This window comes from Lacinutrix venerupis, assembly GCF_003663945.1.
Lineage (GTDB): Bacteria > Bacteroidota > Bacteroidia > Flavobacteriales > Flavobacteriaceae > Lacinutrix > Lacinutrix venerupis.
This window is the reverse complement of record NZ_RCCH01000005.1, coordinates 113,793-137,657: the sequence shown is the minus strand read 5'-3', so window position 1 is coordinate 137,657 and position 23,865 is coordinate 113,793. Positions and strand designations below refer to the sequence as shown.

The window sequence follows — 23,865 nt, the reverse complement described above, 5'->3', positions numbered from 1 at the left end:
TAATAAGATGGCAGAAGTAAAACCGGCTGAAGTATCAGCAATCTTAAAACAACAACTTTCAGGATTTGAAGCAAGTGCTTCGTTAGACGAAGTTGGAACAGTATTAACTGTAGGTGATGGTATCGTACGTGCTTATGGATTAGCTAACGCTCAATATGGAGAATTAGTAGAATTCGAAGGAGGTGCAGAAGGAATCGTACTTAACTTAGAAGAAGATAACGTAGGTATCGTACTTTTAGGAACTTCAATAGGAGTTAGAGAAGGTTCTACGGTAAAACGTACAGAACGTATTGCTTCTATAAAAGTAGGAGAAGGTATTGTTGGTCGTGTTGTAGATACTCTAGGAAACCCTATCGATGGAAAAGGACCAATTGCTGGAGATACTTACGAGATGCCTTTAGAGCGTAAAGCACCAGGTGTTATTTATAGAGAGCCAGTAACAGAGCCATTACAAACAGGTATTAAAGCAATTGATGCTATGATTCCAGTTGGTAGAGGACAACGTGAGTTAGTTATTGGAGATCGTCAAACAGGAAAAACAACTGTTTGTATTGATGCTATCTTAAATCAAAAAGAATTTTACGATGCTGGTAATCCAGTATATTGTATATATGTTGCTGTAGGTCAAAAAGCATCAACAGTAGCAAATATTGCTAAAACTTTAGAAGAAAAAGGAGCTTTAGCTTACACAACAATAGTAGCTGCAAATGCAAGTGATCCTGCTGCAATGCAAGTTTATGCACCAATGACTGGAGCATCTATTGGAGAGTACTTTAGAGATACTGGTAGACCAGCTTTAATTGTTTTTGATGATTTATCAAAACAAGCCGTTGCTTACCGTGAAGTATCTTTATTATTAAGACGTCCACCAGGACGTGAGGCATATCCTGGAGATGTATTTTACTTACACTCTCGTTTATTAGAGCGTTCGGCAAAAATAATCAATGACGATTCTATTGCTAAAGAAATGAATGATTTACCAGAAACTTTAAAACCAATGGTTAAAGGTGGTGGTTCTCTTACAGCTTTACCAATTATCGAAACACAAGCAGGAGATGTTTCGGCTTATATTCCAACAAACGTAATTTCTATTACAGACGGACAAATTTTCTTAGATGGAGATTTATTTAACTCTGGTGTACGTCCAGCAATTAACGTAGGTATTTCTGTATCTCGTGTTGGTGGTAATGCACAAATTAAATCTATGAAAAAAGTATCTGGTACTTTAAAATTAGATCAAGCACAATTCCGTGAATTAGAAGCGTTCGCTAAGTTTGGTTCAGATTTAGATGCTGTTACTTTAAACGTAATTGAAAAAGGAAAACGTAACGTAGAGATTTTAAAGCAAGGACAAAACGATCCTTACACAGTAGAAGATCAAGTTGCAATTATATATGCTGGTTCTAAAAACTTATTAAAAGATGTACCAGTAGATAAGGTAAAAGAATTTGAAAGAGATTTCTTAGAGTTCTTAAATGCTAAACACAGAGGTGTTTTAGATACTTTAAAAGCAGGTAAATTAACTGACGAGGTTACAGATACATTATTAACTGTATGTAAAGACCTTTCAGCTAAATATAGAGCATAATTAACATTTCCACGAAGGTGGAAATCTTATTTCATATTTTAAAATATGGCAAATTTAAAAGAAATACGTAATAGAATATCTTCGGTATCTTCAACGATGCAGATTACTAGTGCCATGAAAATGGTATCTGCTGCAAAATTAAAGAAAGCTCAAGACGCTATTACAGCAATGCGACCTTATGCAGATAAGTTAACAGAGCTTTTACAAAGCTTAAGTGCAACTCTTGATGCAGATACCGGAAGTCAATATTCTGAACAAAGAGATGTTAAGAATGTGCTTATAGTTTCAGTATCTTCAAATAGAGGATTAGCAGGTGCATTTAACTCGAATATAATCAAGCAAACACAAAATTTAATTGATAATGTTTATACGGGTAAAAACGTATCTGTAATTGCAATAGGTAAGAAAATTAACGATGCCTTCTCTAAAAGAGGTATTGTAATTGCAAACCATAGTGATTTATTTGATGACTTAACTTTCGATAACGTTGCTGAAATTGCAGAAATGTTAATGGAAAAATTTGTTTCTGGCGAATTTGATAAAATTGAAATTGTTTACAACAAGTTTAAAAACGCTGCAACACAAATTGTAATGACGGAGCAGTTTTTGCCAATTGTTCCTGTAGAGGGAGGTGCAGAAATTAATGCAGATTATATATTTGAGCCTTCTAAGTTAGAAATAGTAGAGCAACTAATTCCAAAATCTCTTAAAACACAATTATATAAAGGTATTAGAGATAGTTTTGCAAGTGAGCACGGTGCACGTATGACGGCAATGCACAAAGCTACAGATAACGCTACAGAATTAAGAGATCAACTTAAATTAACTTACAATAAAGCACGTCAAGCTGCAATTACCAATGAAATTTTAGAGATTGTTGGTGGTGCAGAAGCTTTAAATAACTAAATATCATTCTAAATATATATTTAGAAATATTACAATAATTTTAAAAACCTTATTCAATTTGAATAAGGTTTTTTTATGGAACAACTTTTGATTCTTTATCTTTATAATCTTATAATACAAATACACTTATTATGAAATCGGTTAAAGCAATTACTTTATTTATATTATCTTTTGTTTTGTTTACAAGTTTTACACAATGCTCGAGCTCAAAAAACACTATGGATAAAGAAAATAAAGAAAACATAAATAGTCCAGAAGAGGAATCTAACAAAGATAAAGGAGATGTTGTAGAAGTAACAGATACTACAGGAACTATGCAAGGTAGAGGAAAAGAAATGCCACTTTTTATTAGAGATGCTTATTTTCAATCATGGTTTTCTGGCCAAAAAGCTGGAGGTTCTGGAATACATATTTATTTTCCTACCTTAATTAACAAACAAAATTATAAGCTTGAAAAAGTTTACTTTCGAGGTATGATTGGTGATATGCAAGAAGAAAATAATATGCATTTTGCAAATTTAAAATCTAATAAAAATAGGCTTGTAATGAGTAATGATGAAAATGCAGAATACGGCAATACAAAACCAGAGCCATTTCCATTCGAATTAAAACCAAACGAATGTATGATAAGTTATAAGCATGGAGACAAAATTAAATATTTTCAAGTTTATAATATTAAAGAAAAAGCATCTGTTAACTATCCATCGGCACCAATAAAACATAATTAATTCCTAATATATTAGAGATTACTATATTTAGATTAAACAATACAAAACGGCTTGAGCGGATTTAAATCTCTTTTTAAACAAACATTTATTTATGGTTTAGCAACTGTGCTGCCAAGAATGCTTAGTTTTATTTTAGTTCCGCTTTATACCAATCCAGCAGTACTATCGGTTAAAGAGTATGGTCGTGTCTCTTTTATTTTTGCATACTTTGTTCTTTTTAATGTTGTATTAGCTTACGGTATGGAAACTGCTTTTTTTCGATTTTTTAATAAAGAAAAAAGTCAAGAAAAAGTAACAAGTACAGCTACAATTTCGTTAATATTAAGCTCATTTGCATTATTAGGAATAGCTTTTTTATTTAGAAGTCAAATTTCCAGTTTAATAGATATTGAATTAAAATACCTTAATTTGGTATTTATTATTTTGCTTTTAGATGCTTTAGTAATAATACCATTTGCATGGTTACGAGCTACGGCACAACCTATGCGATATGCAATAATTAAAATTCTAAACGTAGCTATTAATTTAGGTCTTAACGTTTTTTTACTATTATATTTAAAAGAGTTGTCTTATGAGAATTCTCTCTTTTCAAGTATTTGTAAAGATAACTATGAAATTAGTTATATATTTATTTCAAACCTTATTGCAAGTAGTATAACCTTACTATTATTACTACCATTTTATTTAAAAATAAAATTAAAGTTTGATACTGTATTATGGAAAAACATGATGCGTTATGCTATGCCTGTTCTTATTGCAGGAATAGCTTATTCTATTAATGAAACTTTCGACCGCATTTTATTAGAAAAGTTATTGCCAAAAAACATAGCCGATGAGCAAATAGGTATGTATTCTGCTTGTTACAAATTAGCTTTATTTATGACCTTATTTGCAACTGCCTTTCGTTTAGGTATAGAGCCTTATTTTTTTAGTCATTCTAAATCTAAAAACCCACAAAAAAACTATGCTAAAATTTTAGAATACTTTGTTGCATTTGGATCTATAATTTTTTTAAGTGTAGTTGTTTTTGCCGATATTTTAAAACCTTACATTATTAGAAGTGAGGCCTATTATGAAGCAATGTGGATAGTTCCATTTATATTACTAGCTAATTTTTGTTTAGGAATTTATCATAATCTTTCTGTTTGGTATAAAATAACAGACCGTACAAAGTTTGGTGCTTATATTTCAATATTAGGAGCCATAATAACTTTGGTTATTAATTTTATATTAATTCCTATAATAGGCTTTAAAGGCTCTGCGATTGCTACACTCTCAGCTTATTTAGTAATGATGTTGTCCTCTTTTTTCTTCGGAAGAAAATATTACCCAATTCCATATAATTTAAAAAAAATAGCACTGTATTTTGGGTTATCAACGTTAATTTCAATGTTGTATTTCTATCAATTTAGAGGTAATTATGTTATTGGAATTGGAGCATTAATTGTATTTTTAGGCATCGTTTTTCAGCTTGAGAAAAAAGAGCTTAAAACATTGCTTAAAAAATAAAATCATGCAAATAAAAATAATTAATAAATCTACTCATGCTTTACCGCATTACGAAACTATTGCGTCTGCCGGAATGGATTTAAGAGCAAACTTAACAGAGAATGTTGTTTTAAAACCTATGGAGCGCACCATAGTTCCAACAGGCTTATTTTTAGAACTTCCAATAGGTTTAGAAGCTCAAGTAAGACCAAGAAGTGGTCTTGCAGCTAAAAAAGGTATAACAGTACTTAATGCTCCAGGTACAATAGATGCAGATTATAGAGGAGAAGTAGGTGTTATTTTGGTTAATTTGTCTACTCAAGTATTTGTAGTTGAAAATGGAGAACGCATAGCGCAATTAGTAATTGCAAAGCATGAAAGAGCAGAATGGCAAGAAGTTGAAACACTTTCTAAAACCGAACGAGGAGAAGGTGGTTTTGGCAGTACAGGAATAAAATAAAGATATCAATAAAAAAATCAAATTAAAATATAATGAAGATTATTGTACCAATGGCAGGAAGAGGTTCTCGACTGCGTCCACATAGTTTAACAGTACCAAAACCATTAATTCCAGTTGCAGGACAACCAATTGTACATCGTTTAGTAAAAGATATTGTTAAAGTTTTAAATCAACCAATAGAAGAAATAGCTTTTGTTTTAGGCGATCCAGCTTGGTTTGGAGACGACGTAGTTTCAAGTTTAGAAGATTTAGCAAAAAGCTTAGGAGCAAAAGCTTCTATTTATAGACAAGACCAACCATTAGGAACAGGTCATGCTATTATGTGTGCTAAAGAATCTTTATCTGGACCTGCAGTTATTGCTTATGCCGATACTTTAATTCGTGCCAATTTTAATTTAGATCCAGATGCCGATGCCGTTATTTGGGTAAAACAAGTCGATAAGCCAGAAGCATATGGAGTTGTTAAGTTAAATGATAATAAAGAAATAGTAGAATTAGTAGAGAAACCAGAACAGTTTGTTAGTGATTTAGCAGTAATAGGAATTTATTATTTTAAAGAAGTATCTATTTTAAAAGATGAGCTTCAAAAAGTACTCGATAATAATATTATTAATGGTGGAGAATACCAAATTAACGATGGTATTAAAGGCATGATGGCTAATAATAAAATATTTAAAACAGGAGAAGTAAGCGAATGGATGGACTGTGGAAATAAAGCAGTAACACTAGAAACCAACCAACGCATGTTAGGCTTTTTGCAAGCAGATGGAGATGAGCAATTAATAGCCTCTACAATTAAAAACGATAATTCTACTATTATAGAACCTTGTTATATTGGTGAAAATGTAATGCTTAAAAACGCAACAGTTGGTCCAAATGTTTCAATTGGAAATAATTGTGTTATAGAAAATAGCACCGTTAAAAATAGTTTAATACAAAATGAAACAACGATAAAAAACGCTAATTTAGACGAGGCTATGATTGGAAATCATGTAAAATATGATGGAAAATTTACTAAAATTAGTATAGGAGACTATTCTGTTTTGGAATAAATATTGATATTAAATAAACATGTACATTGTTCTTTATTCATTTGATATAAAACCAAACCAAGAAGACAACTTCTTAAAAGCTTGGAAAGCATTAACTAAGCTAATTGTAAAACATGAAGGAGGTTTAGGTTCTAGATTGCATTTAGAAAAGCCATTAAAGTATATTGCTTACGCACAATGGCCAGATAAAGAAACATTTACTAATGCTGGAAATAAATTACCAAAAGAAGCAGATAAGTTTCGAAATATAATGAGAGAATCTTGCGAAAAGTTTGAAATTTTAAATAAACTTAAAGTAGTAGAAGATTTACTTTTAAAATAGACATGATTAAAAAAAACCTTAAAATATTACTTTTTATTTTCGGCATTTTCCTCTTTCCGAAAGGTGTTTTTGCGCAAGTAGATTTTAACGCTGCTCCAAATGACGATTTAGGAAATGTTACAGATGAATTTCAAGAATTATTTTACGAGGCACTTAAGCAAAAAGCAATAGAAAATTACGACAAAGCCATAATTGCATTACAAAAATGTATAGATATGGACGATTCTAAATCTATATTATATTATGAATTAGGAAAGAATTACAATAAACTTAAAAATTTTGGTGCAGCAGAAGATGCTTTAAAAGAAGCTGTAAATAAAGAGCCAGATAACGAGTGGTATTTAGACGAATTATACGAAAGCTACGCACAACAAAAAGATTATGATAAAGCAATAAAAACCATAAAACAACTTGTAAAATATCATCCAGATTATAAAGAAGATTTAGCATCACTTTATGTAAGAACAAAAAAGTATAAAGATGCTATAAAAGTATTAGATGATTTAGATGATGAGTTAGGAGTTTCAGACCAAAGAGACCGTTTAAGAAACCAAATTTATAACGCGACAGGACAAAAAAAGCAACAAATTAAAAAGCTTGAAGAAAGAGTAGACGACAATCCTGAAGCAGAGAGTAATTATTTAGCTTTAATTTTTAGATATAGTGAAAATAACGATCCTAAAAGAGCTTTCGAAACAGCAAAAAAACTATTAGAAGTTCATCCAGAATCACAATTAGTCCATTTAGCATTATATAAATTTTATTTAGACGATAATAAGGCAGAAATGGCTATAGAGTCTATGAAAATAGTTTTAAACAGTAGGCAAATAAAACCAGAAGCAAAATTAAAAGTATTAACCGATTTTGTAAATTTTGTAAACAAAAATCCAAAGTACGAAAAAGATTTAGTCGAAATTACAACATTAGTAACAGAAAGCGCTGCAGACACAAAAACATTTGTAGAAATTGCACAGTATTATTTAGCTAAAAAAGATAATGTTAAAGCTATTGAATACTATAAAAAAGCACAAGACCTTGAACCTGATAACTTTGGGATATTAAGAAATATTATTTTATTACATATCGACTTAAATGAGTTTGATATTGCGAAACAAAAAAGTGCAGAAGGAATAGAAAAATATCCATCGCAGCCAGTACTTTACCTTATTAATGGTGTAGCGCTAAATCAATTAAAAGAGTACAATAATGCCATAGAAATTCTTGAAACAGGCTTAGATTATATAATAGAAGACGCAAAAATGGAAGCCGATTTTTATAAACAACTAAGTAAGTCTTTTACTGGTCTAAACAATTTAGCAAAAGCAAAAACGTTTAGTGATAAAGCTAAAGCACTAGAAATTTCTAATTAAATGATAATTAAACCTAAAATAATTTCGCTAATACTTATATTAAGTATTGGATTAATAAGTTGTAAATCTGCAAAAACTATTACAGATAATGGTACGCTAAACAGTAATCTTTCCGCAAAGCAAATTATAAAAAATAGTGATAAGAATACTTCAAAATTTAACACGTTAAGTGCGAGATTAAAAATTGAATCTAATGATGGTAAAAATTCACAGTCCACTTCTGTTTCTTTAAGAATAGAAAAGGATAAAACAATCTGGATGAGTAAATTAGGTATTGTTAAAGCTTTAATTACACCAAATAGAGTTGCATTTTATAATAAATTAGATAATACTTATTTTGATGGTGATTTTACTTATCTAAGCAGCTTGTTAGGTACGGAACTAGATTTTAATAAAATACAGGCTTTACTTTTAGGTGAGCCTATATATAAACCAAATACTAAAGATTATGAAGCTTCAGTATTCGAGAAATCTTATATGCTACAACCTAAAAATCAAAATAATTTGTTTGAGATTTTTTTATTGTTTAATCCAAAACACTTTAAAATGGATTCTCAGCAAATAGCACAATCTAAAGACAATAGACATCTTGAAATAAATTATTTAGCATATCAAGAAGTAGAAAACGAAATTCTTCCAGAAGCTATAAATATTATAGCCTTAGAGCACGAAGACCAATTAAAAATTGATTTAGAATTTAAAGGTGTAGAATTAAACCAAAAATTAAGGTTTCCATTTACAATTCCTTCAGGTTACAAAAAAATAGAACTTAAATAATGCGAGCGTTTCAATACAAAATAACACTTTTTAATATACTGTTTTTTTGCAGTTTTTTTGTTTTTTCTCAAGGAGGAAAGCAAAAAGAATTAGAAGCAAGACGTTTGGAATTATCTAGAGAAATTCAGCAAATAAATAAATTATTATCTTCAAATCAATCTAAAGAAAAGTCTCAAATTTCACAAATTGAAGACTTAAATCATAAACTTAGTGTGCGCGAAAACCTTATTAAGGTAACTAATCAGCAAGCGAATTTGTTAACACGAGAAATTAATACTAACCAAAAGCAAATAACAGCAAATAGAGAGGAATTAGAGCTTTTAAAGAAAGGATATGCCAAAATGCTACAAAAAGCCTATAAAAATAAAAATAAGCACAATCGCGTTATGTTTTTATTGTCTGCAACAAATTTTAAACAAGCGTATAAACGAATTCAATATTTAAATCAATATGCAGATTATCAAAAAGAGCAAGGAGATAAAATAAAAGAGAAAACTATAGCATTGCAAAAGGCAAATTCAAACCTTTTAATTCAAAAAGAAGCAAAAAGTAAATTAATTGCAGAAAATAAAAAAGAACAAAAAGCTTTAGAAGCAGAGCGTAAGCAGCACGAAGCTATAATGAGTGCTATAAAAAAAGACTTAAATAAATATACTGCTCAAATTAAAGCTAAAGAAAAGGAGGCAAGACGAATAGATAGAGAAATCGATAAATTAATTGCCGAAGCTATTGCTGCTTCAAACAAAAAAGCTGGAGCAAAAAGCACAACAAAATCTAAAAGTTTTGCTTTAACGGCAGAGGCAAAAGCCTTAGCTGCAGATTTTCTTGGTAATAAAGGTAAATTACCTTGGCCTGTAGAAAAAGGTGTTGTAAAATTACGATATGGAAAACAGCCATCTCCAGTAGATCGAAATTTAACAATTAACAGTAATGGTGTAAGAATTTCAACCGAAAAAGGAGCTCAAGTTAGAGCTGTGTTTAATGGTGAGGTTATGGGTATTTTAAAACCTAAAAGAAGTAATCCAATTGTAATGGTAAAGCATGGTAATTATATAACTACATATCAAAATCTTGGAAAAATTTATGTAAAAACTGGCGATAAAGTAACTACAAAACAAGATATTGGCGAGGTGTTTACAAACCCAACAACAGGAGAAACTGTATTAAAATTTAGAATAGATAAGGATAATAAAACACAAAATCCGTCGAGCTGGATTTATAAAATGTAATTTAATAAAGTAATTATTCAAATAAAGCCTTTAATTCTGTAGCATCATCTGGTTTCATTTTACCAGCCAAAACTAAGCTTAATTGTTTTCTTCTTAAAGCGCCTTCGTAACGTTCAATTTCAATTTTTGTTTCTGGAATTAATTCTGGAACTCTTACAGGTCTTCCTGTTTCATCTACAGCAACAAAAGTGTAAATAGCTTCATTGGCTTTCGATTTAACACCAGACTCTCTGTCTTCTATCCAAACGTCTATATAAATCTCCATAGAGCTTTTAAAAGCACGTGAAACTTTTGCATCTACAGTAACTACACTTCCTAAAGGAATAGCACGATTAAATGCCACATGGTTAACAGAAGCCGTTACAACAATTCTTCTAGAATGACGGCGTGCACTAATTCCAGCAGCTCTATCCATTCTGGCCAATAATTCACCACCAAAAAGATTGTTTATTGGGTTGGTTTCACCAGGTAAAACCATATCTGTCATTATCGTTCTTGAGTCCTTTGCTGTTTTAGCTTCCATAATCTTGTTTTGTCCTTTCTACAAAGGTAGAAATCTATTGTTTTTCTAGTATTATACACAGTATGTAGAATACTGCAGATAACATTTTGTGTTTTAAAAATGCAAAGGTAAGCCGATTTAAAAAGTCAGCCTTAAATTTTAGGAAATTTTATGAGAAAGTTTAATTAAGGTCCTTAACCAGTAACCAAGCAGCATCATTATTATTGTTACGAATACTGTTTAGTTCACGAAGGGCTTCATTTCTATCATTAAAACTAGCATAAGCAACTTGGTGTAAACCGTATTTGTTTACTCCTATTTTTCTTGCCTTAAAACCTTCTTGTTTAAGTTGAGCTACTTTTTTATCGCAATTTTCTTCAACTCTAAATGCTCCAGCAACAATGTGATAATTTCCAGATTGTTTACTAACATTTAATGTAGCTGCAGGTAATGGATTACTAATTACAAAGGTAGCTTCTTGAATTTTGTTTTCTAATTGATTGTTAGCCTCTTCTTGTGCAATTTGGTTATGTGTAGCAACGCTGTCTACATAATATTTAGAAGCTCCAAAACCTCCAATTGTTAACGCAATTAATGCAATAGCAGCATATTTAAAGTAAGATTTAGTTTTACGTTTTTCTGGCGTTATAGTTAATGGAATTACTTTTTCAATAGTTTCTGCTTCTTCTTTGTAAACTTCACGCGTTACAGCAGGAGATACTAATTGAGATAAGCCAAAAGCATCGGTTAAATAGTTTAAATGATAACTAGGGTTAAATTCTATTTTTCCTTCGCTATTAAGCTTTAAATCGCCTATATTTTGAAGAGATAACGTTTCACCTTCAATTAAACTAGATTTTAGAGATTTTACACGTTTTGAAATCTTTAAAGTGGCAGCTTCAAACGGTATTTTTTCAGCATCAGCAATGTAATTTGCTAATAAACCATCATTAGTCTGTATTTGTTCATTAAACGATAACTGTTTTTTTGGTGGATAAAACGCGTTTGTAGATTCATGCACAGTTGCAGGAACACGTTGTGATAAAAAAGCACCAAAGTTAGGTACAGTAACACATTCGTAACGGTATAATAAATCGCTTATGTAAGTCTCTAATTGCATAAAAACAAAGTTAGTATTTTTTGCAACCTAATAAAATGTTGGTACTATTATTTATTAACAGCATTAAAATTCTTTTATTGTAGACTCAAAATCAATTAGATAAAATGACAGAAAACGACTTAATTTACGTTTTAGCTTTACAAAATGTCATAAAAATAGGTGATGTAACAGCAAAAAAACTGATAGCTCATTGCGGTTCTGCGGAAGCTGTGCTTAAAGAAAAGAAACAAAATCTTTTAAAAATTGATGGAATTGGTAGTGTAACAATTTCTGATTTATTTAACCCTAATCATTTTAAAGCAGCTCAAGCTGAGTTAGAATTTATTAAAGCTGAAGGTTTAAAAACACACTATTTTAATTCTGAAACCTATCCTGAAAAATTAAAACATTGTATAGATAGTCCAATATTACTTTTTGAAGCTGGTAATATAAACCTAAATAAAAAACATATTATAAGTATTGTTGGAGCAAGAAAAATTACCACTTCAGGGATTGCTTTTTGCGAAAAGTTAGTAGAAGAACTTGCTATTTATGATCCTGTAATAGTTTCTGGTTTTGCCTATGGTACAGATATTACTGCGCAAAAGGCTGCTATAAAACATAATTTGCAAACCATAGGTTGTTTGGCTCATGGTTTAAATCAAATTTATCCAAAGACCCACAAAAAATATATGGCAGATGTTGAAAACAATGGTGGCTTTTTTACAGATTTTTGGAGTACTTCTAGTTTTGATAGAAATAATTTTTTAAAAAGAAACAGAATAATTGCAGGAATTAGTGAAGCAACAATTGTTATAGAAAGTGCGGAAAGAGGTGGTAGTTTAGTTACTGCAGATATTGCAAACTCATACAACCGAGATGTATTTGCTGTTCCTGGTCGAACAACAGATTCGCAAAGTACTGGATGCAATAATTTAATAAAACAGCAAAAAGCACATTTACTCTCAACACCGTTAGACGTGCCGTACTTATTAAATTGGCAATTAGAAGAAGAACAAAAGCAGCCAATACAAAAACAACTTTTTGTAGAGCTTGATGATAACGAAAAAGTAATTTACAATTACTTAAAAGTCCACGATAAACAAATGTTAGATATTATAGCTTTAAACTGTAATATGCCTACTTTTAAAGTTGCTGGTATTTTGTTGAATATGGAGTTAAAAGGAGTGGTAAGACCATTACCAGGAAAACTGTTTGAGGTTATTTAAAGCAGGTAAATTTATTCCATAAAAAAAGCCCTACATTTCTGTAAGGCTTCTGTAAACTTGCTCCTCTTCTTAGGCTCGAACTAAGGACCCTCTGATTAACAGTCAGATGCTCTAACCAACTGAGCTAAAGAGGAGTGTTTTTCGCTGTTGCGAGCGCAAATATAAAATGTTTTTTAGATACTGCAAAATATTTTTTAATTTTTTTAATTAAAAATTGCTTTGAAGATATCATTTCCGTTTGCAAAGAGCACTAAACCTATTAAAATAAAGAATCCAACTGTTTGTGCATACTCCATAAATTTATCGCTAGGCTTGCGTCCAGAGATCATTTCGTATAGTAAAAACATTACGTGTCCACCATCTAAAGCTGGTATTGGAAGTAAGTTAAGCACACCTAACATTATAGATAAAAAAGCTGTTATGCTCCAAAAGTTTTGCCAATTCCAATAATCTGGGAAAATATTTAATATAGCATAAAAACCACCAACGCCTTTATAAGCTCCAGTTTCTACATTTCCTATTTCTTTAAGTTGGCCAAAATATTTGTTTATTTGGCCTGTAAATTTATTGTAACCAGCACCAAAGCTTTCACCTAAAGTATATTCTTTAGTTTTCATTTTATAGTAACCTAGTTTCTCCATTATTTGTGGACCGGCTCCAGAATAATAAATAATACCCAAGTTAGCTTCGTCACTAACTTTTAATTTTTCGGTAATTAATTTTTCATCTCTTAAAACTGTAACATCAACTTCTTGACCTTTATAAGCGTTTAAAGCTGGTTTTAATTGGTCTATATATTTAATGTTTTTATCTCCAAAAGTTCTTAAAATATCTCCATCCTTTAAATTAACTCCTTTATTTATTGAAGAATCTGGAACTTTAGAAATCATTAATGGGTAGCGCATTTCAAATAAATCTCTACGCTTGCTATCCGAAAACTGTCCTAAAAAATCTACAGGCATTGTAATAGTTTGCTCTACACCATCTCTTTCAAAAGTTATGGTTTTTGCACCTATAAAGTTTCCTTTAATATCAGATACGTTTTCAACATCATATTCTCCAACTTTTATAATGTTATCACCAGTTTTAAAACCTAAATCTGTTAGTAGAGGATTTTCTACTAAATACCCATCTTGAATACTTGTTGCATCGATAAACTTATCTCCATAAACAAAAGATAAGAAAAAGTAAATAACGTATGCTAATATAAAATTAACCATAACACCTCCAAGCATAATAATTAAGCGTTGCCAGGCTGGTTTACTTCTAAACTCCCAAGGTTTTGGCTCTTCTTTCATGGCTTCGGTATCCATGCTTTCGTCAATCATTCCAGCAATTTTTACATATCCACCAAGCGGTAACCAACCAATACCATAAACAGTTTCACCTATTTTCTTCTTAAAAAGTGAAAATTTAACATCAAAAAACAAGTAGAATTTCTCTACTCTAGTTCCAAATAATTTTGCTGGGATAAAATGCCCTAGCTCGTGAAGTATAATTAATAGTGAAAGTCCCAGTAAAAACTGAGAGATTTGTATAATAATTCCCATGTAATTTATCTATTCATTTTTATAACGCCCAAAAGTAAGTATTTAGACTTACTTTAAAAAGCTATTATGACTTTGCTTTATGTTTTAACAGCAATTTATGAGCCAAAAAAATGGTTTAACACATGTACGCTTTGTATTTTTGTAAAATATTGACTCAATTCTATTAATATGCTTTCTTTTTTTAAAGATTATAAAAAATTCGCGATTGGTTTTTTTATCCTTTCATCAATTATAATTTTAATAATATATAATATTTTAAATGTTGAAAAACCTCTACCTGTATATCAGCCAAATAATGTTGAAACGACACTGGTTGATAGTACAATCCAACATGTGAAAAAATATCATAAAATAGCCGATTTTAGCTTAATTAATCAAAACGGAAAAACAATAACCCAAAACGATTATAAAGATAAAATTTATGTAGCCGATTTCTTTTTTACCACCTGCCAGACTATTTGTCCGATAATGACAGACCATATGTACGAAATACAAAAAGAATATAGTAACGATGATGATGTTATGTTGTTGTCGCATTCTGTAACACCAGTTATAGATAGTGTAGAACAACTTAAAAGATATGCTGTTAAAAAAGGTGTTAACGATGCTAAATGGAATTTAGTTACAGGAGATAAAAAACAAATATATGATTTGGCTAGAAAAAGCTACTTAGCAGTAAAATCTGTTGGTAATGGAGATAAGTTTGATATGATACACACCGAAAACTTTATGCTTATCGATAAGAAAAAGCAAATTCGTGGTTTTTATGATGGTACAGATCCAGAAGCCATTTCACAATTAATTTTAGACATAGAAAAGTTAAAACGCAGTGAGAAACTGTAGTTTCTTCACTACAATTTTTTAGCTTAAGTTTTTTCACTTACTTTTGCTTCTTTAAAATCAATCTAAATAAGCTTGCAACATACAATAGTACATTTAAAACGCGGAGAGAAAGGAGTTATAACAGATGTTTCTTCAGAATTAATACCTTTAAAACTTCTTGAAATGGGTTGCCTACCAGGAAACTTTGTAGAATTGGTACAAGTTGCACCATTTAGTGATCCATTATATTTAAATATAAATGGCAGTCATTTAGCTATTAGAAAGGAAACAGCTATTCATATTTTAATAGATAAAATAGATGAGTAAGCAAATAAATGTCGCTTTAATTGGGAATCCTAATACAGGAAAAACCTCTGTTTTTAATGCTCTAACAGGTTTAAATCAGCAAGTTGGTAACTATCCAGGTATAACTGTAGAAAAAAAGGAAGGTATTTGTAAATTACCAAGAGGCGTAAAAGCTCATATTATAGATTTACCAGGAACGTATAGTTTAAATGCTTCGTCTTTAGACGAAAGTGTGGTTATAGAGTTGCTTTTAAATAAAAATGATAAAGATTTTCCAGATGTTGCAGTTGTAGTTAGTGATGTCGAAAATTTAAAACGTAATCTCTTACTATTTACTCAAATAAAAGATTTAGAAATTCCATGTTTACTAGTAGTAAACATGGCAGATAGAATGCGTAGAAAAGGAATAACCTTAGATATTGGCTATTTAGAACAACAATTAGAAACTAAAATAGCTGTTATTAGTACACGTAAAAATGAAGGTATAGAAAACCTAAAACAGCAAATTTCGAATTATAAAGAACTATCTGTTAAACCATGTTTAAATGCTTCAGAAATAGATACTGAATATTTTAATAGACTACAAAAAGCATTTCCAAATCAATTATTATATAAACTTTGGTTGGTTATTACCCAAGATGTAAACTTTGGTAAAACTGATAGAAAAGATATTGATGCTATTGCTAGTTTTAAAACAAAATCTAAAGGAGATCTTAAAAGACTTCAGCAAAAAGAAACTATAAAGCGTTATCAATTTATTAATAATGTTCTAAAAAGAGGGCAGACTATAGATATAACACAAGCTACAGATGTTAGAACTAAGTTAGATCGTATACTAACCCATAAAATTTGGGGTTATGTAATTTTCTTTTTTATTTTACTTACCATTTTTCAAGCCATTTACGATTGGTCAAGTGTGCCAATGGACTGGATAGATTCTTCATTTGCATCGTTAAGTAATTGGGTAAAAGAAACTTTTCCAGGAGGAGGAAAAGTAACAGATTTAATTGCCGAAGGTATTATTTCTGGACTTGGAGGTATTGTAATTTTTATACCACAAATAGCCTTTTTATTTCTATTTATATCCATATTAGAAGAAAGTGGTTACATGAGTCGTGTAGTATTTTTAATGGATAGAATAATGCGTCGTTTTGGATTAAGCGGTAAAAGTATTGTGCCATTAATCTCTGGTACAGCATGCGCTATTCCAGCAATTATGGCCACCAGAAATATAGAAAGTTGGAAAGAACGATTAATAACTATTTTAGTAACACCATTTACAACCTGTTCTGCGCGTTTACCTGTATATTTAATTATTATCTCTTTAGTAATTCCAGAAGGCAGAATACTTGGTTTAAGCTACCAAGCATTAACTTTAATGTTATTATATTTAATTGGTTTTGGTGCAGCAGTAGGTTCTGCTTGGATTTTAAATAAAGTTTTAAAAATTAAAAGTAAAACCTTTTTTGTAGTAGAAATGCCAAACTACAAAGTGCCACTGTTTAAAAACGTAGCACTTACCGTATTAGAAAAAACAAAAGCATTTATTTTTGGTGCTGGAAAAATAATACTAGCCATATCAATTGTACTTTGGGTATTAGCATCTTATGGTCCAGGAGAACAATTTAATAATGCCGAAAACATTATTACAGAGCAGTATGCCGCACAAGATTTAACAGAAGATGAGCTACAACAAAAAATAGCATCACATAAATTAGAACACTCATTTATTGGTCTAACAGGACGCGCAATAGAACCAGCTATTAGACCGTTAGGTTACGACTGGAAAATTGGTATAGCCATAGTTAGTAGTTTTGCAGCACGAGAAGTATTTGTAGGAACTTTAGCTACTATTTACAGCGTAGGTAGTGACGACGAAGAAACTATAAAAAACCGAATGGCAGGAGAAGTAAACCCAATACTTGGCGGTCCATTATTTAACTTTGCATCTGGTATATCCTTACTATTATTTTATGCCTTTGCTATGCAATGTATGAGTACGCTTGCCATAGTTAAAAAGGAAACCAATAGCTGGAAATGGCCAACATACCAATTCGTTATCATGACAGCGATTGCTTATATTGTAGCATTATTATCATTTCAATTTCTTAAATAATGAGCACACTATTTCAAGACATAATAGTATTTACCATTTTAGCAGTCGCTTTAGTGTTTTTATTTAAAAAATACATCTGGAAAAAGAAAGCTAAAAAAGCTTGTGGCACAGACGATTGTGGCTGTCATTAAACCATAATAAAAATATTTAATTTGGGCGTTACCAAAAAATGCAAAAAGGCATTTTTTAGTCAGGCTATCACTACTCGCTCTCTGCGAGGAGCTCAAACATGCCGTTCTATCCTTAACGCAAAACAATAACGCAGTAAAAATTAGTTTTTAACAGAAAGCTGTACATAATAATCTTCAGCTTTAATTTTAGTGCCATGCTCTGGATAAGGCGCAATATTTAAACCAGAAACCTTTAGACTTTCCGAAGAAAATAAATTTCCTAAAGCATTTTGCAATTGGCTAGTAGGAGAAAAAACCAATCGTTTTTGCTCTGTTTTTTTTCCGTTTTTAAAAACATCAACCAAAACAATTGCCTCTCCTGCCCAAACACATTGTACACCTTTTGGACAGCGCGAATCGCTTTCAACTGCCACAAATTTAAACTCAATATTTTCAACCTTAATAGTACTACCGTACATTAATTTAGATACAATTTTTGGAGCATCTACTTTTACACTTGTAGAGTCTTGAGCAGAAACTAAATTAATGATTAATACAGCAAAAATTAGTAATAGTTTTTTCATGATAATTAAACAAATTAGAAAATAAATATAGCTTAAATCATACCAAAATTACAATAATTAAAATTTTTAGTTACATTTGTAAAAAATTTAAGTAAGCTTAAAAATTAATTAAAGTAATTAAAAATGTCTGTAGCAATAGAGAATTTTGTAAAAGCTATTTACAAAAACAACAATAACGATGTTAACGATACCAAACCAGGTAACATTGCAAAAAAATTAGGTATATCTAACGCAGCAGCAACAGATATGGCAAAAAAATTAGCCGCAAAAAATTTACTTAATTACGAAAAATACCAAGCCTTACAACTTACAAATAAAGGCGAGAAAATGGCATTAAATGTTATTAGAAAACACAGGTTATGGGAAGCGTTTTTACATAAAACTTTCGATATGACTTTGCATGAAATACATAGAGAAGCAGAATTTTTAGAGCACGAAACCTCAGATTTTTTAGCAAATAAAATTAGCGACTATTTAGGTAATCCAAAATTCGATCCGCATGGCGATCCAATTCCAAACGAAAAAGGAGAAATTACAACTATAGACACATCAATTAGCTTATCAAACACTCAAGAAGGCAAACAATATATTATATCACGATTAATGAGTGATGATAAAGAATTCTTTGATTTTTGCGCACAAAACGGTCTTAAATATGGTAATTCCATATTGGTAACAAAACAGTTTAGTAAAAATAAAATGACTCAAATATCAATTAACAATAACACTATTCTTTTAAACGAAGATTTTACAAACATAATTTACGTCAATGATCTTAACTAAATATTTAAAAACATTTACAACTGGATTTTTATTTTCTGTTGTATCTTTTTCATTTGCACAAGAAAACAAAACACTTGAGCCATTAATAACAGATAGACCAGACGCTACAGAATCTCCTACAGCTTTACCAAAAGGATTTCTACAAGTAGAAACAGGAGCTTTTTACGAAAGTTTTGAAGAAAACAATATTAAAACCGAAGACTTTACATACAATACTATGTTAGTACGTTATGGGTTATTAAACAATTTAGAATTACGCTTAGGCTACAATTATACAAATAGTAAAGTAAAGTTTAATGGTAGTGAAATTGCATCAACCAATAGCTTTTCTCCTTTGCTTTTAGGTTTTAAAACAACCATTACTCAAGAAAACGGCTGGATGCCAGAAATTGGTTTTCTTGGTCATTTAAACTTGCCGTTTTCTGTAAAAAAAGAATTAAGGCCAGAAAATACTGGAGTAGATTTTAGATTTTCTTTTGCACATACATTAAGCGAGAAATCTAGTTTATCTTATAATTTAGGCGCCGCTTGGGAAAACGACAATCCAGAAGCAGCTTACGTTTATACAATTGCTTACGGCTATAGCTTAACTAATAAGCTTGGTGCTTATGTAGAGTTATATGGTGATTTTCCAGAAAACAATAAAGCTAACCATCTTTGGGATGCAGGATTTACTTACTTAGTTTCAAATAATTTTCAGTTAGACGCAAACGTTGGCTCAAGCATAACAAATGGGCAAGACATATGAATAAGTGGTGGATTTAGTTTTAGAATTCCAAAGTCTTAACAAATTAACTATTAGTATATAAATACAATAAAAATGAAAAAAACAATACTACTTTTAGCAATTACACTATCTTTTTTTAATTGTAAAAATGACCCAAAAAAAGACAATACCAAACTAAATATTGTTACAACTACAACCATGATAACAGATTTGGTTAAAAATATAGGTGGCGATTTAGTTAATGTAAACGGTTTAATGGGTTCTGGTGTAGATCCGCATTTATATAAAGCCAGCGAAGGCGATGTTACCAAATTAGTAAATGCAGATGTTATTTTTTATAACGGTTTGCATTTAGAAGGAAAACTGGTAGAAGTTTTCGAAAAAATGAATACACAATCACCAATTGCTTTGGCAGATGGTTTAGATAAATCAGGCTTAATTGGTTCAGATTATTTTGCTTCAAATTACGATCCACATGTATGGTTTAATATTTCATATTTCAAACAATTTGCTAAAAAAGTAACACAAGTTTTAGTTGAAAAAGATCCTGAAAATGCTGCGCGTTTTTCTGAAAACGAAAGAAATTACCTTCAGCAATTAGAAGCTTTACAAGCAAAAGTGTCCTCAACAATAGAAACACTTCCAAAAGAAAAAAGAATACTAGTAACTGCACATGATGCCTTTAATTATTTCGGAAAAAATTACGATTTTAATGTTGTTGGTTTACAGGGATTAAGCACTGCAACCGAAGCAGGCGTGCAAGACGTTCAAAAATTAGCTACCTTTATAATAGAAAATAAAGTAAAAGCTATTTTTGTTGAAAGTTCTGTGCCAAAACGTACCATTGAAGCTTTACAAGCAGCGGTAAAATCTAAAAATCACGATGTGGTTATTGGTGGTACTTTATATTCTGATGCGCTTGGAAACGCAGGAACTGTTGAAGGTACATATATTGGTATGTTTGAATACAATGTAAATACAATTGTAAACGCTTTAAAATAATATGAAAACTAAAATAGCCGTAAAAGTAGACGACCTTACAGTAGCTTACAACTACAAGCCAGTACTTTGGGATATCGATTTAGAAATTCCAGAAGGAGTATTAATGGCTATTGTTGGACCAAATGGCGCAGGAAAATCAACACTTATAAAGTCTATTTTAGGCATATTAAAACCTATTGCAGGAAGCGTTACTATTTATGGTAAACCTTATGAAAAACAACGCAGATTAGTTGCTTATGTACCGCAAAAAGGAAGTGTAGATTGGGATTTCCCAACAACGGCACTAGATGTTGTAATGATGGGAACCTACGGTAGTTTAGGTTGGATAAAAAGACCAAGACAAAAAGAAAAAAAAGCAGCACTTGAAGCTTTAGAAAAAGTAGGAATGCTAGCCTTTAAAGGCAGACAAATTAGCCAGCTTTCTGGAGGACAACAACAGCGTATTTTTTTAGCACGTGCTTTAGTGCAAAATGCTTCAATTTATTTTATGGATGAGCCGTTTCAAGGTGTTGATGCAACAACCGAAATTGCAATTATTAATATTTTAAAAGAATTACGTAAAGCAGGAAAAACTGTTATTGTTGTGCATCACGATTTACAAACTGTACCAGAATACTTTGATTGGGTAACTTTTTTAAATGTGAAAAAAATTGCCACAGGTCCAGTAAAAGATATATTTAATGATGATAATTTAACCAAAACTTACGGTATAAACTATAAAGTAAGTATACAGGAGTAATCAATTCCTGTGAAGACAGGAATCTCATAAAATGAAATTATAAATAACAAATATTGCGAAAACAGGATGAAATTCTGCCTTCGCAGGAATTATGGACATAACAGAATATTTTTCATTAGTATTTAGTGATTATACACTACGCACAATAACACTTGGAACAGCCATTTTAGGCGCTGTAACAGGCATGCTTGGTAGTTTTGCTGTACTTAGAAAGCAAAGCCTACTTGGCGATGCTATTTCGCACGCTGCCTTACCAGGTATTGCAATTGCCTTTTTAATTACCGGTGCAAAAGACTCTAACACTTTGCTTTTGGGCGCTTTAGTTAGTGGGTTAATTGGAACCTTTTGGATTCGTGGTATTGTAAAGAAAACACATTTAAAAAGTGATACTGCTTTAGGGTTAATTTTATCTTTGTTTTTTGGTTTTGGTATGTTATTATTGACCTTTATACAAAAGCAACCCAATGCGAACCAAGCAGGATTAGATAAATATTTATTTGGTCAAGCAGCGACTTTAGTAGAAAGTGATGTTTGGTTAATGGCTATTATTACTGGCTTATGTTTGTTTGTTCTATTACTATTTTGGAAAGAATTTAAAATTTTGCTTTTTGATGCAGACTATACTAAAACACTTGGATTTAATACTAAGTTTATAGATGTTTTAATTACTAGTTTTATTGTTTTAGCCATTGTATTAGGTTTACAAACTGTTGGCGTTGTATTAATGAGTGCTATGCTGTTAGCACCAGCTGCTGCTGCACGACAATGGACTAACAGCTTGTCTACTATGGTGCTTTTAGCTGCTGTTTTTGGTGCCTTTTCCGGTGTTTTTGGTACAGCAATAAGTGCCAGCCAAACGAATTTATCTACTGGACCAGTAATTGTTTTAGTAGCTTCGGTTTTTGTGTTTTTCTCGTTTGTATTTTCACCAAGTCGTGGCTTACTATTCAAACAAATTAGAGTTATAAAAAATCGTCGTGATTTAGAGCTTCATAAAACATTGTCTTTTATGTATCATATTGCAGAAACGCATGATAATATTTCGCATCCGCATGCTATTAAATTACTAAATAACTTTCAAGGTTATACAAAATCTACATTGCAAAAATTGGTAGAAAAAGATTATGTAAAATTAGAAGGTAAAATGTGGCGATTAACCGAAACAGGTTTTAATACTGCTGCAAATTTATATACAAAACAATCTACAGACGATGAATAGCGCTCAAATTGAAATACAACTTATCGCAAGCCTAGTCGCTATTGCTTGCGCTATTCCTGGTACTTTTTTAGTGCTTAGAAAAATGGCTATGATAAGCGATGCTATAAGTCATTCTATATTACCTGGAATTGTTATTGGTTTTTTTATTACACATAACCTCAACTCACCATTACTAATTTTATTTGCTGCTTTTACAGGCATTATAACTGTAGTTTTAGTAGAGTATATTCAAAAAACTGGATTGGTAAAAGAAGACACAGCCATAGGTTTAGTGTTTCCTGCTTTATTTAGTATTGGTGTAATATTAATTGCTAAAAATGCTAACGATGTACATTTAGATGTAGATGCTGTTTTACTTGGTGAATTAGCCTTCGCACCTTTTGATAGGTTGCTAATTTCTAGTGTTGATGTTGGGCCCAAAGCACTGTGGATTATTGGTGTTATTTTATTAATTACAGTAATATTATTAATCGCTTTTTTTAAGGAGTTAAAAGTAAGTACGTTTGATGCTGGTTTAGCTGCATCGCTAGGTTTTTCGCCAGCGATAATACACTATGGATTAATGAGTGTCGCATCTGTTACTACTGTTGGTGCTTTTGATGCTGTTGGTGCTATTTTAGTTGTTGCCTTAATGATTTCTCCTGCTGCAACCGCCTATTTATTAACTACAGATTTAAAGAAAATGCTTGCTTTAGCTATTGGTTTTGGTGTGTTAAGCGCAATTTCTGGTTATTGGTTTGCACATTGGTTAGATGCCTCTATTGCTGGATCTATTACAACTATGTTGGGCTTACTTTTTTTAATTGTTTATTTATTTGCACCAAGTAAAGGTATTATTGCGGTTATGTATCGTGAAAAACAACAACGCACAGAAGTGTCTCTATTAACTTTTTTACTACATTTAAAAAATCATAATGAGCTTGAAGAACGCCATGTTAATCACTTACGAGAGCACATTAATTGGCAAAAAGTTAGAGCTAAAACAGTATTAGAACTGGCAACAAAAAACAATATGATTAGTGTTGAAAATAATATTGTATCTCTTACCGAAAAAGGAGATAAATTCACCTCTAAAGCAATTGATTACATTATAACTAACGAAGATGCGCAGATTGAGGATATGAAAGATGATTTCTTTTTGTTTAGAGGTTAGTTAT

At 31.0% G+C, this 23,865-nt stretch carries 25 protein-coding genes and 1 tRNA gene; 21 read left to right on the top strand and 5 right to left on the bottom strand.

The genetic code is table 11. The features are described from left to right. The first annotated feature begins 7 nt into the window (after positions 1-7). The 10 genes from atpA to CLV86_RS08790 all read left to right on the top strand — a co-directional run bounded on the left by atpA (position 8) and on the right by CLV86_RS08790 (position 9,920). A complete protein-coding gene (gene atpA / locus CLV86_RS08835) occupies positions 8-1,588 on the top strand; it encodes a F0F1 ATP synthase subunit alpha (protein ID WP_121051697.1) in 1,581 nt (526 codons plus the stop codon). A gap of 45 nt (positions 1,589-1,633) precedes the next feature. Continuing rightward, entirely contained in the window at positions 1,634-2,494 is an 861-nt protein-coding gene (atpG, locus tag CLV86_RS08830; RefSeq protein WP_121051695.1) for an ATP synthase F1 subunit gamma, read from the top strand. A 218-nt stretch (positions 2,495-2,712) separates the two neighbouring features. After that, complete coding sequence (locus tag CLV86_RS08825; RefSeq protein ID WP_147427025.1) at positions 2,713-3,222, top strand: hypothetical protein; 510 nt, start codon at positions 2,713-2,715, stop codon at positions 3,220-3,222. A 51-nt stretch (positions 3,223-3,273) separates the two neighbouring features. Then, entirely contained in the window at positions 3,274-4,731 is a 1,458-nt protein-coding gene (locus CLV86_RS08820) for an oligosaccharide flippase family protein (protein WP_121051691.1), read from the top strand. Positions 4,732-4,735: 4 nt separating this feature from the next. After that, positions 4,736-5,170: a dUTP diphosphatase gene (gene dut, locus CLV86_RS08815; protein ID WP_121051963.1), complete on the top strand. Its 435-nt coding sequence runs from the start codon at positions 4,736-4,738 to the stop codon at positions 5,168-5,170. A 32-nt stretch (positions 5,171-5,202) separates the two neighbouring features. Further along, positions 5,203-6,222, top strand: coding sequence for a sugar phosphate nucleotidyltransferase (locus tag CLV86_RS08810; protein WP_121051689.1), 1,020 nt, complete (start codon positions 5,203-5,205; stop codon positions 6,220-6,222). 19 nt (positions 6,223-6,241) lie between these two features. Next, positions 6,242-6,544 carry an antibiotic biosynthesis monooxygenase family protein gene (locus CLV86_RS08805; RefSeq protein ID WP_076731509.1) on the top strand — a complete coding sequence of 101 codons (303 nt, stop codon included), beginning with the start codon at positions 6,242-6,244 and terminating at the stop codon, positions 6,542-6,544. A gap of 2 nt (positions 6,545-6,546) precedes the next feature. Next, positions 6,547-7,914, top strand: a complete 1,368-nt coding sequence (locus CLV86_RS08800; protein WP_121051687.1) for a tetratricopeptide repeat protein — start codon at positions 6,547-6,549, stop codon at positions 7,912-7,914. Beyond that, positions 7,915-8,691, top strand: coding sequence for a lipoprotein insertase outer membrane protein LolB1 (lolB1, locus tag CLV86_RS08795; RefSeq protein WP_121051685.1), 777 nt, complete (start codon positions 7,915-7,917; stop codon positions 8,689-8,691). It abuts the gene before it with no gap. Beyond that, positions 8,691-9,920 (top strand): murein hydrolase activator EnvC family protein, encoded by a 1,230-nt coding sequence (locus tag CLV86_RS08790; RefSeq protein ID WP_121051683.1) that lies wholly within the window; start codon positions 8,691-8,693, stop codon positions 9,918-9,920. Before lolB1 ends, CLV86_RS08790 begins: the two co-directional genes overlap by 1 nt. Before the next feature lie 13 nt (positions 9,921-9,933). On the opposite strand, the gene CLV86_RS08785 is transcribed toward CLV86_RS08790, so the two are convergent. Then, on the bottom strand, positions 9,934-10,443 hold the full coding sequence (locus CLV86_RS08785) for an acyl-CoA thioesterase (protein ID WP_076731506.1): 510 nt from the start codon (positions 10,441-10,443) through the stop codon (positions 9,934-9,936). 160 nt (positions 10,444-10,603) lie between these two features. Then, positions 10,604-11,542, bottom strand: coding sequence for an HU domain-containing protein (locus tag CLV86_RS08780; protein ID WP_121051680.1), 939 nt, complete (start codon positions 11,540-11,542; stop codon positions 10,604-10,606). A gap of 104 nt (positions 11,543-11,646) precedes the next feature. Here CLV86_RS08780 and dprA point away from each other — a divergent pair, with 104 nt between their 5' ends. Continuing rightward, positions 11,647-12,750 carry a DNA-processing protein DprA gene (gene dprA, locus CLV86_RS08775; protein WP_121051678.1) on the top strand — a complete coding sequence of 368 codons (1,104 nt, stop codon included), beginning with the start codon at positions 11,647-11,649 and terminating at the stop codon, positions 12,748-12,750. Positions 12,751-12,810: 60 nt separating this feature from the next. On the opposite strand, the gene CLV86_RS08770 is transcribed toward dprA, so the two are convergent. Both CLV86_RS08770 and rseP read right to left on the bottom strand, forming a co-directional pair. Then, a tRNA-Asn gene (locus CLV86_RS08770) sits at positions 12,811-12,884 on the bottom strand. Between the two features lie 69 nt (positions 12,885-12,953). Next, positions 12,954-14,300 (bottom strand): RIP metalloprotease RseP, encoded by a 1,347-nt coding sequence (gene rseP / locus CLV86_RS08765; RefSeq protein ID WP_121051676.1) that lies wholly within the window; start codon positions 14,298-14,300, stop codon positions 12,954-12,956. A gap of 168 nt (positions 14,301-14,468) precedes the next feature. On the opposite strand from rseP, the gene CLV86_RS08760 reads away from it, so the two are divergent. From CLV86_RS08760 to CLV86_RS08745, 4 genes are all read left to right on the top strand, one after another. Beyond that, complete coding sequence (locus tag CLV86_RS08760) at positions 14,469-15,143, top strand: SCO family protein (protein WP_121051674.1); 675 nt, start codon at positions 14,469-14,471, stop codon at positions 15,141-15,143. A 72-nt stretch (positions 15,144-15,215) separates the two neighbouring features. Beyond that, on the top strand, positions 15,216-15,449 hold the full coding sequence (locus tag CLV86_RS08755) for a FeoA family protein (protein WP_076731501.1): 234 nt from the start codon (positions 15,216-15,218) through the stop codon (positions 15,447-15,449). After that, a complete protein-coding gene (feoB, locus tag CLV86_RS08750; RefSeq protein ID WP_076731500.1) occupies positions 15,442-17,544 on the top strand; it encodes a ferrous iron transport protein B in 2,103 nt (700 codons plus the stop codon). Before CLV86_RS08755 ends, feoB begins: the two co-directional genes overlap by 8 nt. Further along, the gene (locus CLV86_RS08745) at positions 17,544-17,675 is read left to right on the top strand and encodes a FeoB-associated Cys-rich membrane protein (protein ID WP_121051673.1); all 132 of its coding nucleotides are present in this window, start codon (positions 17,544-17,546) and stop codon (positions 17,673-17,675) included. The genes feoB and CLV86_RS08745 overlap by 1 nt, the downstream gene beginning before the upstream one ends. 140 nt (positions 17,676-17,815) lie before the next feature. On the opposite strand, the gene CLV86_RS08740 is transcribed toward CLV86_RS08745, so the two are convergent. Next, positions 17,816-18,238 (bottom strand): hypothetical protein, encoded by a 423-nt coding sequence (locus tag CLV86_RS08740; RefSeq protein WP_121051671.1) that lies wholly within the window; start codon positions 18,236-18,238, stop codon positions 17,816-17,818. A 123-nt stretch (positions 18,239-18,361) separates the two neighbouring features. Between CLV86_RS08740 and CLV86_RS08735 the strand changes: the two genes are divergently transcribed. From CLV86_RS08735 to CLV86_RS08710, 6 genes are all read left to right on the top strand, one after another. After that, positions 18,362-19,021 (top strand): metal-dependent transcriptional regulator, encoded by a 660-nt coding sequence (locus CLV86_RS08735; protein ID WP_076731497.1) that lies wholly within the window; start codon positions 18,362-18,364, stop codon positions 19,019-19,021. Next, positions 19,008-19,769, top strand: a complete 762-nt coding sequence (locus CLV86_RS08730) for a transporter (RefSeq protein ID WP_121051669.1) — start codon at positions 19,008-19,010, stop codon at positions 19,767-19,769. Before CLV86_RS08735 ends, CLV86_RS08730 begins: the two co-directional genes overlap by 14 nt. Before the next feature lie 72 nt (positions 19,770-19,841). Continuing rightward, positions 19,842-20,750 carry a metal ABC transporter solute-binding protein, Zn/Mn family gene (locus CLV86_RS08725; RefSeq protein WP_121051668.1) on the top strand — a complete coding sequence of 303 codons (909 nt, stop codon included), beginning with the start codon at positions 19,842-19,844 and terminating at the stop codon, positions 20,748-20,750. Position 20,751: 1 nt separating this feature from the next. Further along, complete coding sequence (locus CLV86_RS08720) at positions 20,752-21,489, top strand: metal ABC transporter ATP-binding protein (protein ID WP_076731494.1); 738 nt, start codon at positions 20,752-20,754, stop codon at positions 21,487-21,489. Between the two features lie 91 nt (positions 21,490-21,580). After that, on the top strand, positions 21,581-22,708 hold the full coding sequence (locus CLV86_RS08715; protein ID WP_121051666.1) for a metal ABC transporter permease: 1,128 nt from the start codon (positions 21,581-21,583) through the stop codon (positions 22,706-22,708). Then, entirely contained in the window at positions 22,701-23,861 is a 1,161-nt protein-coding gene (locus CLV86_RS08710; RefSeq protein ID WP_121051664.1) for a metal ABC transporter permease, read from the top strand. Before CLV86_RS08715 ends, CLV86_RS08710 begins: the two co-directional genes overlap by 8 nt. Positions 23,862-23,865 lie beyond the last annotated feature (4 nt).